We start from the raw sequence: 10,921 nt of genomic DNA, 5'->3' as shown, positions 1-10,921 counted from the left end.
AGTCATGGCTGCCAAAGTGCCAATAACCTCGCCAATAACCTTTCAAGCCATGAAATGCAAGGCAAGGCGCGTCGTGAGCACATCCGCCCCTATCAATGAAAACGATGGGGCGCCCTTCCTTTTGATGCGCCTTGAATCTTTTGGTAAAAGATGCCTTGCTTTTCGACCTCCACCTTGGGATGACGCGGGCTTTTTTTATACGTCACGCCGATGCGTTCCAGAGCGCCCAGCATTTCAGCACGGGCTGCGTCGGGAGAGTCTTTCACGTCCTTTTTCAATACCTTTCATGTCTATGCTTGTTGCTGATTTTGTTCCTTTTGTATTGGAAGGCAATTTTCTTCGACCGCCTTATAACGCTTGCGATCCAAACTGTAAAACAACGCCACACCTCTCTAAAGCTTAGTCCCTCTTCCTTTCTGATTTCTAACTCTCTATGCCGAAAATCTGCTGAATATAGCATAAATTATTAATTAAAATCATTTTATTTTGCTTTTGCTGTATATTTTACTTTTTATTTTGCTTTAGATACCCCTTAGTTCAGCCGAAAATAGTGAACCAAAAAATTAAAAATTTTGAATGTTCTATTTCTAGATAAGCGCTACTGTTTTTCTAATTGTAGGATCCAATCTCGAAGCTTTGCAGCTTTTTCAAAATCTAAAGATTCTGCTGCTTTGATCATTTCCATCCTTAATGTTTCTATGGAATCCGAACGCTGAACAAAACTTTCTATTTTTTTTTCTGAAACTTTTGGCGTCAAAACTTCTTCTTCCAAAATCGTTTTTGCCATAGAAAATGTTGCTTTTGGAATAATACCGTGTTCTTCATTGTACAAAGCTTGTAAATTTCGTCGCCGATGCGTTTCTTCCAAGGCTTCTTTTAAAGATGGCGTCATAGTATCTGCATAAAGCAAAACTCGTCCTTTCAAATTTCTGGCAGCTCTTCCCATAGTTTGAATAAGAGCAGTTTTTGAACGAAGATACCCTTGTTTATCTGCATCTAAGATGGCAACTAGCTGACATTCTGGAATATCTAGCCCTTCTCTCAACAAATTAATACCAATTAAAATATCAAAAACTCCTTTTCGCAAATCTTGTAAAAGGTGAATTCTTTCCAAAGTATCTACATCAGAATGCATATAACGCACATTAAAGTGTGCTTGCTCTAAATAAGCACACAAATCTTCTGCCATCTTTTTCGTAAGCGTAGTAACTAAAGCCCTTCCTTCATCTTTTTTTACCTCTCTTAAAGCCTTCATCAGATCTTCTATCTGATTATGGGTAGGACGCACTTGGCATACGGGATCTAACAATCCTGTTGGCCGTACTAGCTGTTCAACAACTTCTCCGTGTGCTTGCGTAATTTCCCAAGCTGCTGGGGTAGCAGAAACAAAAATACTAGAAGGGCGCATACGGTCCCATTCATCAAAATGCAAAGGACGATTATCAACGCAAGAAGGTAGTCGAAATCCGTATTCCGCAAGAGTGCGCTTTCGAACACCATCCCCTGCTGACATAGCACGAATTTGAGGAACGCTTACATGACTCTCGTCTACAATAAACAACGCATCCTTTGGAAGGTATTCAAATAATGTAGGGGGGGGAGCCCCCGAAGGACGCCCGGTTAAATAACGAGAATAATTTTCAATCCCAGCACATGTTCCCATATGGACAAGACTTTCTAGATCAAAACTCACACGCTCTTGCAACCGTTGAGCTTCTACAAGACGAGATTCTGCTTTAAACTCTTGCAATCGACTTTTTAACTCTTCTTTTATTCCTTGGATGGCTTGAAACACAGTGGGACCTGGAGCCACATAGTGACTATTGGGAAAAACCAAAATTTTTTCCAATTTCGTAACGCGATCCCCAGTAAGAGCATGAATCTCGTGAATACTTTCTAGCTCTTCGTCAAAAAAAGATAAACTCCAAGCATGATCTTCGTAATGAGAAGGAAAGACATCTACGCGATCCCCCATGACGCGAAACATTCCCCGCTTAAACCCAATATCATTTCGTTTATAATGCATCTGAACAAGCTGCTTTAGAACCTCAGATTGAAGAACGCGTTGCCCTACTTGAAGTTCCATAGCCATTCCTTGATAAGATTCTACTGCTCCCAAGCCATAAATGCAGGATACACTTGCAACAACCACAACATCTTTTCTTTCTAATAACGCCCTGGTGGCGCTATGACGCATGCGCTCTATCTGTTCATTAATAGAAGACTCTTTTTCAATATACGTTCCACTGGATGGAACATAAGCTTCTGGCTGATAATAATCATAATAAGATACAAAATACTCAACTGCGTTTTTGGGAAAAAAACATTTCATTTCCCCATACAGCTGCGCTGCTAAAGTTTTGTTTGGAGCCAAAATTAACGTAGGACGTTGTACCTTAGAGATAACCTGTGCCATGGTAAACGTTTTTCCTGACCCTGTAACTCCAAGCAAAACTTGATCTCTTCTTCCTTCTAAAACTCCTTCTGCTAACGCTTTAATTGCCTGAGGTTGATGTCCAGAAGGCTCAAAAGGTGAAACAATTTCAAAGGGACGCTGAGATTTTTCTATCACCGTATACCCTTTAAACACAGAATGCAAATCGCTCAAAATTTAAAATTCTTCCAATGTACTAAATTGTAATTATAAAGACTTTATAATAAAAATCAAAAAATATTTTTTATCAAAGCAAACACATTTCTATTTATACAATTCAAAAGCGCTATAAGGAATTTTTAAAACATAAAGTTAGCCCTTTTCTCTGCATTTTTCTATAACCAGGAACTTCTCTCTAAGAGATTACCCCCCATTTCCACTTAAATCATTTTTCTTTTTGATCTTCGTTAGGCTTTATTTTTTTTACTAATTTTGGATCTTGAGAAAATGAACTTTCTCCTTCTTCTGCTGCTTCATGATATGGTTCTGGGGGAAATTCATTTGGCTCATGTATTACCGGATGAGGCTCGTTCAATTCATGTATTACCGGATGAGGCCCGTTCAATTCATGTATTACCGGATGAGGCTCGTTCAATTCATGTATTACCGGTGAGATTTTGTCTAATTCAATACCGGTATTTTCCTTAGATAAAAGATCTTTATTTTGCTCTAAGCAAAGCAAATTATCCAAAGCGCATTCCCCAACTTTTTTTATCAGTGCCATTTGCTGAGTTTGATCCAACATAATTCCTCGTTTTTCTTGAAGTAAAATATGATCCAAATCCAAATTAGTAAGGAAATGAGTGGGTAAATTTAGATTCCTATCATCTTCTTGCTCGCAATGTTCACTATCGGAATTTTCAAGATTACCTCTCGCATCACCAGAACTCAAATTATGAGGCCCAAAAGAAAGTTTCAAAGAAGATTCCCCATCCGAGCCTAACTCATCATCTGAACTCGAATCAGAATTATCTGTCAAACCATTAAAGTTCCAAATATGACCTGAGGCTTGTGCACTATTTTCCATAGAAAAACTTATAATTCCAGAAAAAATAAAACTTATAAAAAAACTAATTTTTAATTTTTTTTCAAACATAAAATCAAACCTTTGATTTTCACAGCGCAAAGATAAAGGAAAAGATCAAAAAAGTCAATGCGATTATTTTTTCTGAATCAAATAATATTTATCAATTTTTAACTTAAATTTAAAAATCACTCGTGTCTTGCATTTAAAAAAAAATTAACTTTTAGCCTTTTCAATGCATCAACACCTAAATAAAGAATAAAAAAATGAATAAATCTCACCTAAAAATCATCCTTGACATTGCAGAGCTATTTTCTTTCTTAAGAAGTAGACGCCACCCTTGATCTTTGTCTTTGAATTATTTTTTCAAAATTAGGCATAAATTTTATTCCTTATACCCTATCTGAAATGATTTTAAATTTTATTATTTTAGAAAAACTTATAAAATATATAAATTATGTAAAAAATGTGGAAAAAATTTCACGAGGTGAGCCCGAGAAAGACAAACTCCAATTCTTCGTTTTATACGTAAGCGGTCTTTCAATGAACCGAATTGCTCAGCGTTTTGGTGTCAGCGCGAGCGCTGTTTTGAAGGGGGGTACCTTATAATCAAGGCTATGCGCCAAAATTGCCCCCAGAAGACAAAGGTATTGTCAAGAAAGTTGATGAATTTTGGCATTATTTAAAAAAAGAAACAAAAAAATTGGATTTTTAAAGCTTGGATTTCTAAATCTCATGATCGTGCTGGAAAACGGTTCATCGATTGGGAATTTGGTGATCACTCGGGTCAAACGTTCAAACGACTTTTTGAACGATTTAAAATGGAAAATTTTATTTTGTTACGCAGATCATTGGGCAGATTTTAATAAAATTATTCCAAGCACCTGCCTCTTTCAGAGAAAAGATAAAACGTTGTCTATTGAACAAAATAACGGTCAACACCGCCATTGGTTTGCAAGATTTCGCCCCCCCCTTGCAAACACACGATCACTTGAAATGCTAGAGGGAACACTGCGTATTTTTGCGGAACTTCACGTTAATAAAACTTTGAAAATTAATCATGCTATCTTTGGTTAAAAGCCTCATTTTTTTAATAATAAAACACTTTAATATTCATAATACTATTAATATACAATACAATACTTTTATTTTATTATTCAAATAATTTTTTTTTTATAATAATGTTGTAATATTATAAAAAAACAACAGTTAATAATAATGAAATTTTTAATTAATAAAAAAAAATCATTAAATCTAAGAAGAATATACCTTTTAATATATTTTTTGGGCTACATAGAAACAGCTTTTTCTGGAGGCAGCAGCGGAGGATCAAATAAACTGGAATCTATTGTTGCGCCCGTACCCGTAGTTTTAGACGCAAATGATTTTCATGCAATCTCCGCGTACTGTTTAGATCAACACGGAAAAGTTGAAAACATTTCTGAAACCTTTCCAAGTAAATCGGGATACACTCCAACCTTTGATTCTGGTATCACACGGTACCTCTCATACAAATTTTATAGGGACCCAAACACGGATCTAGCAAGAGATAATAACATGATCTTTAACTACTGTAAAAATCAAAATCAAGAAGTAGATATAGATCACATGTATTTAATGGAACCAAAAAAATTTGGAGAGAATATAAATAAGCAAAAAACGAATTTTGATTTTCTTCAAAATCAGAAAAAATTTTATAAAGGGAATTTGTACATTCCTTTGAATGTGCTTGATAGTCGAGGAGCCCCACAACGTTTTCAAGATGATTCAAGAAAGTATATTTTATTGGGATTAGACGATTATGGGATTATGTCTGGTGAAACCCTTCAAAAAATCAGTAGTATTCGCCTTGAAAATCGCCCTCTTGCAATTGATACAATGATAAGTAAAGCACAAGACGTTTCTGCTTCAGGAAATAAAGTTGATATAGCAAAATTAGAAACACAGCTTAAAGGAGTTCAAGAGCTTGGTGATTTTTACGCAAATAATATTAACCTAGCAAAAAATGCTCTTTCAGGCTTAAAAGAGTATTCTTACATCTCACTGTCAGAAACTGTAAAAAAGCTCATAGATTATTTTCAAAATGCTGAGATAGGAAATGCTAATACAGAAGACGCAAAACTAAACAATATGTTATCGTTGTATTCCACCACTCTCAACACACTTGCTACTATTAAGTTAAAAAAAGATAAAATTCGCACAGTTTTTAATTCAATAAATGAAATCGCAAAAAACCTTCCGGGAGAAGAACCAAGAGATCTGAATGAATTGGTTAATAGTCCAAAAAAATATACAATTCCTTTCCGGTTAATTTCTGATTCTGTCAGCGAAGATTCTGGGCTAGTAAAACTTTTTTATACCTTCGAAACTTGGGAAGAAGATCTAAAAAAATTAGAAGGAAAAATAACGCAACTTAAATCAGTTAAGGCAGGATTTATTAAAAACATAACCACTAAAATTTCTGCATTACAAGGTAGTGTTGACAAAGACTATCCGAAGAAGAAACGCGATTTTGAAAAAGGATTGAATAACGTTATAACTCAAGGAGAAGTCACAGTTTTTAATACCATTATTGACCCTCTTTATCAAGCGTTAGAAAAAGAAAGCAAGGAAATAAATGCGGAATATAGCAATATTTTTCAATCTATTGAAGGCGTAAACAATATACAAGACGAAATCTTTCAAAACACTTTGACCCAAATCAAAACTACGCTTAATACGATCGCCCAAAAGATTCAAACTATTGCAGCTTATCAGGAAACGCTTCCCTCAACAATTCAAGACTCTTATAGCAAAATTTTGTCTCAAAAAGTTGAAATCTTTAACGCTTTACAAGTTGATGTTAACGATAATATTACTAAGATTAGCGATCTTACAAAAGCAACTACTGAAGCAATTGGCAAGGATGATGATGCAGCGCCATCGTGGGAATCTAATGTAACATCCATCAACTCTCTTATTAATAATCTTGTGCAAGATAAAGAAAAGTTGGGAATTTTACTAGCCCAAACAAAAGAACAAGATCTTAACTTAAAGACTTCTATCGTGACATTGAATTCAAGAATTGATTTTACATTACAAGATATCACGACAATAAAAAATTATGTAGTTCTTAATCAATTGAAACCTTATTATTTTGCTACTATAAACTTGATTATAAAAATGACCGATAAATTTGAAGCTCCAGATTCTTTCCCAGAAGCATTAAGAGTTTACCATATAGAAAAAGATCAAACTGCATTAGTTGCAAAATATCAGAAAATTTCTTCAATAAAAGACACTCTCAAAGCATCACTAAAAGGATATTACAGTCTTTTAGCTGACATAAAAGCCGCTAATCCAGAAAATGCAGAAATAATCGTTTATAAAAATCGCATTGAATCTCTTATTGCTGATCAAGGAGAGTATTGCCTGGACACGTTATTTGATAAAAATATAAAAGAAAACATGCCAGTGAATATTTTATCATAACAAACCTCTGCATGAACAAAAGCATAAGCTTTCTGTAAAAACAGTGATAGAACAAAACTCAAAAGCACGCGCTTTCTTCTGCTTTTAAGGGAAGGGAAACCCTAGTGGGTAGATATCTTATGTGGTCAATAAGCCAGAAATAGGCTTCCACATAATTTTTTTTAATACAAATAAATTCCTCCACCAAAGATTCATTCTCTTAAAGAAAAACTGAAAATTTTCGTAAAATATTATCACTCCGCCCCAGATCACGTCTAGTAATAAAAAAGTATTTATACGCAAGCGGCCATTCAATGAACCGAATTGCTCAGCTTTTTGGTGTCAGCGCCACCGCTGTTTTGAAGTGGGCGGGCACCTTAGGATCAAGGCTATGCACAAAAATTGAGCCATCCCCAGAAGACAAAGGTAGTGTCAAGGAAATCGATCAATTTTTGCATTATTAAAAAAAGAAGTAAAAATTTTGGATTTTTAAAGCTTGGATTTCTAAAGTCTAGGATCGTTCTGGAAAACGGCTCATCGATTGGGAATTTGGTGATCTCTCAATTCAAACTTTCAAACGACTTTTTGAACGATTAAAGAAACGGAAAATTTTATTTTATTGCAAAGATCCTCTAGAAGGTTTTAATAAAATTATTCCAAGCAACCGCCTCTTTCAGGAAAAAGATAAAACGTTTCCCATTGAACAAAATAACGCTCCACACCGCCATTGGTTTGCAAGATTTCGCCCCCCCTTGCAAACACAAGATCTCTTGAAATACTGGAGGTAACACTGCGTATTTTTGCGGCACCTCACGTTAATAAAACCTCGAAAATTAATCATGCTATCTTTGGTTAAAGTTTTCAAAATCGTTAAGTTGCGCATTGTATTCTTTAATTATATAATGATAAATCTTAAGTTAAAATAAAAAAATATTTTGTATGTCAAAAATAGAAGATAAATGCAATTTAAAAAAATCTGATTCAGATCAATCCTATTTAAGCACTCTGCTTGTTCAGCAGTATGAAGATTTGATTTCTGATCTATACAGTCCTGGAATTTTTAAAAGATTTAAAAAAGTTTTAAAGATGCTCATAACGGTTTTTGTGCCATTTTATTTTTTTTGGTATTATGTCGTTTTTATTCCAAATCTCATATTAGTAGGAACTTTTATAGTAGTTCTTTCGATGATGTCTTTTGGAGTGGGCTGCTTTCTTTACGGGAGAGTTCCTATTTTTAACCTCTTCTGTGACGTACTTGCTGCGTTTCTAGAAGTAGGATACTCTTTTTTTTTTATTACAGTGGGCTACTAAAAAAATATCTAAAGAGACTGATTGGGCAAGTTTTTTCTATAAAGCTTCTTTAATACGCGCAAAAACTTTACTGTATATTTTTCCCCCTATGGTTGCTTCGATAGCTTTTGGAATAGTTGCAGATCTTCTTAAAAAAACACACTTAGAACCAAAAATCATCCTTGCGATAAAATTAGGGGCTATAAGTGTTATTCCTTTTATGTTTATGTGTCTAAGCTTTTGGCTTTATAAACCTTTATTTCTTACAAATGGCGCTGCAAAATTTTCTCCCTCTTTAAGAAAGGAGCTCATTCAAGATTTAGACGAAATACCAAATTCTACACTTCACAGCTCTTGGATTCGTTCTTTTTTTTATTTATTTTCAAAAGAAGCTATCTTTTTTCTTAGCTCTCTTATTTTTGTATTAGGATTTTATTTTTTTATAAAAATTTTTTCTTCAAATTTTTATTTTTATTATCCGTACTTATCATTGATCATTTCCGGTACTTTTGGTTCAGTGTTTCTTCTGATCTCTTTCTTTTTAGGATTGGGATTTTATTTTTTAACAAGCCAATCTTTCTCTCATTGTCCTTTAAATTATCATTCTTGCTTGTTGTTTATCCTTCCTGGTATCGTTTTTTTAGTTTTTTTTCTTCCTTTTTTGATTAATCGCTATTACCCTAAAGGAATAGTAATGTTTCTTCACAAAATAAGTTGCGCAAGAATGATCACTTTTCCTATTTCTTTTAACTGTTCTATCTTAGGAGGATTCTTTTTCCACTTCAACCATGAGTTGGGATGGATTATTGGAATGTCAGTATTTCATATCGTTCTGCATTGTTCCATGTTCAAAATTTACAGCAAGTCCTTAGCCAAGACTTCCCCTCCATTAAGTTAATTTTTTTGAATATTTAATAAAAATTCAAAAGAGAGGAGTGTTAAATGAGACGTTATACGTTGCAAGATGATCGGTGGAATAGGATAAAGGATCTTTTCTCTGGATAAATACAAGGGAATGAAGCCAAAGACTGTTTGTGGAAGCAGTTTTGTACCGCTATCACGCAGAAAACCCGTAAAAAGATTCAAAAATACATATCCGTTAGAGTCAAAAAGCGTGTGGAAAAACGTTTTTGAAATCTTAGCCAGTGATGCTGAAACCGAGTATGCGATAATCGATTCAATGATAGTGCCCGCTCATCAACGCAGCGCGAGCACTAAAAAAAGATGGGCACCAAGATCCGTGAAATCTATGATGCCCAAAACCATGCTATTGGCAATTCCACAGATTTTTGCTTGACAAAAGGTCAGGACTACGATCTAGAGAGGAGGAATGGGAATGGAGTGCTTTTCGGTGAACGTATGCGGCAAAAAAACTTAAAAAAAGGACACAAGGTCATGATTCCCCCTAAAAAGAACCCTTTGGAGCATTATGATTAAATATCTTTATAAATTCCGTTCTATTTGATTAAGAATTTTTTTGCTAAACTTAGATAGTGTCGTCACAAGATAAAACATGATAATAATGAAAATCAGAAATTTTATTTTTTAAAAGAGATGACACAATCGCACAAAAGATACAACACATCAGAGAAATCTTGAAAAATGCTAGAGCCGTATTTACCAGGAAAAAAGGGAAGTTGGGGAGGAAAAGCAAAGGGCAATCGTGAATTTTCAACGCTGTTTTTTGGATTTTAAGAACGGGGTCTCCTTGGCGAGATCTTTTCCCTAATTATGGAGATTGGAAAAATACGCACAGAAGATTTTTCAGATGGAAAGATAAAGACAATTTTGGAAAATCTTTTAGAAAAACTGAGTATTGATCCAGACTATGAGTGACTGATGATGGATGCCAGCCATATAAAAGTGCATCCTTATGCAGCAAAGGCTAAGGAAGGCAGGCCAGGACATGAGCCTGCACAAAAGGGGGCTCAACACGAAGTTAAATTTGGCCGTGGATGCGCGGGCGTGCCAGTCAGAGTTATATTCTTTCTGATTGCAGACAAGCTAGCCGGCGTGTTGAAGGAATAGACGCTCAAAATATTCTTGAAGATAAAGAACGTAACACCAATCAAATTGTTGATGAGGAAATGAAAAATAACATTATTTGGATACTATATCTAAATCAGTATAAAAAGGTTACGATAATGTTCTTCTTACATGTTTGGCTTAGGGTCATTTTTTCTCAATAGGATTGAGATCTGGAGAATAGTAAGGCAAATAAAGTAAACTATAGCATCTTTTGCATAGTTTTCCTTTATAGAAAGTAGTATTATCCATAACACTACCGCTTTCTTTTGGAAGGTTTGGTAGCACCCAACCCCCTTTGCAAGCCAGATATCACCCCAATTGCAATTGTATTTGCTAATTAAAGCGCCTATGGCATTGCCCCATAAGTGTTAAAAGTGGTTGAGATAGATATTATGAGTATAAAGTTTTAATTTTATAATGATGTATTGATATATGGTTAGAGAGACTAGGAAAACTTTACGATGTCAATAGATATAATAATAAAATCACCGGAGAATAACTATTCAAAGGTTTGCTGAAATTAATACTCCTTGGCAAGAAAACTCGTTTAAGAATGTTAGAAAAGCTAATCAACCAAGGGTTTGGATCAATGCAAAGTGGCATTGAAGCGACATATAGTGGCATTTCAAAGCGGTTCAAAGTAATCAAATGGGAGTATTTTGAAGGAATATATAAAGATTTAGTGAGTAAGGTTG

At 34.7% G+C, this 10,921-nt stretch carries 12 protein-coding genes and 1 pseudogene; 10 read left to right on the top strand and 3 right to left on the bottom strand.

Annotated elements, in window-relative coordinates:
- Positions 1 to 92: 92 nt before the first annotated feature.
- From K737_RS09755 to K737_RS00320, 3 genes are all read right to left on the bottom strand, one after another.
- The gene (locus tag K737_RS09755) at positions 93 to 266 is read right to left on the bottom strand and encodes a hypothetical protein (protein WP_161630383.1); all 174 of its coding nucleotides are present in this window, start codon (positions 264 to 266) and stop codon (positions 93 to 95) included.
- Between the two features lie 332 nt (positions 267 to 598).
- Positions 599 to 2,608, bottom strand: coding sequence for an excinuclease ABC subunit UvrB (gene uvrB, locus K737_RS00325; RefSeq protein ID WP_006292444.1), 2,010 nt, complete (start codon positions 2,606 to 2,608; stop codon positions 599 to 601).
- A gap of 211 nt (positions 2,609 to 2,819) precedes the next feature.
- Positions 2,820 to 3,530, bottom strand: coding sequence for a hypothetical protein (locus K737_RS00320; protein ID WP_006292443.1), 711 nt, complete (start codon positions 3,528 to 3,530; stop codon positions 2,820 to 2,822).
- Between the two features lie 336 nt (positions 3,531 to 3,866).
- Between K737_RS00320 and K737_RS00315 the strand changes: the two genes are divergently transcribed.
- The 10 genes and pseudogenes from K737_RS00315 to K737_RS10755 all read left to right on the top strand — a co-directional run.
- A complete protein-coding gene (locus K737_RS00315) occupies positions 3,867 to 4,067 on the top strand; it encodes a helix-turn-helix domain-containing protein (protein WP_023490917.1) in 201 nt (66 codons plus the stop codon).
- A 63-nt stretch (positions 4,068 to 4,130) separates the two neighbouring features.
- Positions 4,131 to 4,535, top strand: coding sequence for an IS1 transposase (locus tag K737_RS09750; protein ID WP_006292442.1), 405 nt, complete (start codon positions 4,131 to 4,133; stop codon positions 4,533 to 4,535).
- A 141-nt stretch (positions 4,536 to 4,676) separates the two neighbouring features.
- Positions 4,677 to 6,929 carry a hypothetical protein gene (locus K737_RS00305; protein WP_006292441.1) on the top strand — a complete coding sequence of 751 codons (2,253 nt, stop codon included), beginning with the start codon at positions 4,677 to 4,679 and terminating at the stop codon, positions 6,927 to 6,929.
- Positions 6,930 to 7,222: 293 nt separating this feature from the next.
- A complete protein-coding gene (locus tag K737_RS07110; RefSeq protein ID WP_023490914.1) occupies positions 7,223 to 7,372 on the top strand; it encodes a hypothetical protein in 150 nt (49 codons plus the stop codon).
- A 263-nt stretch (positions 7,373 to 7,635) separates the two neighbouring features.
- The gene (locus K737_RS11300; protein ID WP_268743833.1) at positions 7,636 to 7,764 is read left to right on the top strand and encodes a hypothetical protein; all 129 of its coding nucleotides are present in this window, start codon (positions 7,636 to 7,638) and stop codon (positions 7,762 to 7,764) included.
- 83 nt (positions 7,765 to 7,847) lie between these two features.
- Positions 7,848 to 8,219 (top strand): hypothetical protein, encoded by a 372-nt coding sequence (locus tag K737_RS00300; protein ID WP_006292437.1) that lies wholly within the window; start codon positions 7,848 to 7,850, stop codon positions 8,217 to 8,219.
- 88 nt (positions 8,220 to 8,307) lie between these two features.
- The gene (locus tag K737_RS00295) at positions 8,308 to 9,096 is read left to right on the top strand and encodes a hypothetical protein (RefSeq protein WP_006292435.1); all 789 of its coding nucleotides are present in this window, start codon (positions 8,308 to 8,310) and stop codon (positions 9,094 to 9,096) included.
- A gap of 395 nt (positions 9,097 to 9,491) precedes the next feature.
- Positions 9,492 to 9,635: a hypothetical protein gene (locus K737_RS09745; RefSeq protein ID WP_023490910.1), complete on the top strand. Its 144-nt coding sequence runs from the start codon at positions 9,492 to 9,494 to the stop codon at positions 9,633 to 9,635.
- A gap of 165 nt (positions 9,636 to 9,800) precedes the next feature.
- Positions 9,801 to 10,312 (top strand): annotated as a pseudogene (locus tag K737_RS11620) (IS5 family transposase); the annotation flags it as partial.
- 425 nt (positions 10,313 to 10,737) lie between these two features.
- Positions 10,738 to 10,921, top strand: a 184-nt coding sequence (locus K737_RS10755; RefSeq protein WP_035574603.1) for a hypothetical protein, incomplete at its 3' end; no start/stop codon positions are given.

It is taken from the genome of Holospora undulata HU1, from assembly GCF_000388175.3.
Taxonomy (GTDB): domain Bacteria; phylum Pseudomonadota; class Alphaproteobacteria; order Holosporales; family Holosporaceae; genus Holospora; species Holospora undulata_A.
The sequence above is the reverse complement of the archived record's forward strand: the minus strand, read 5'-3'. Positions and strand labels throughout refer to the sequence as shown.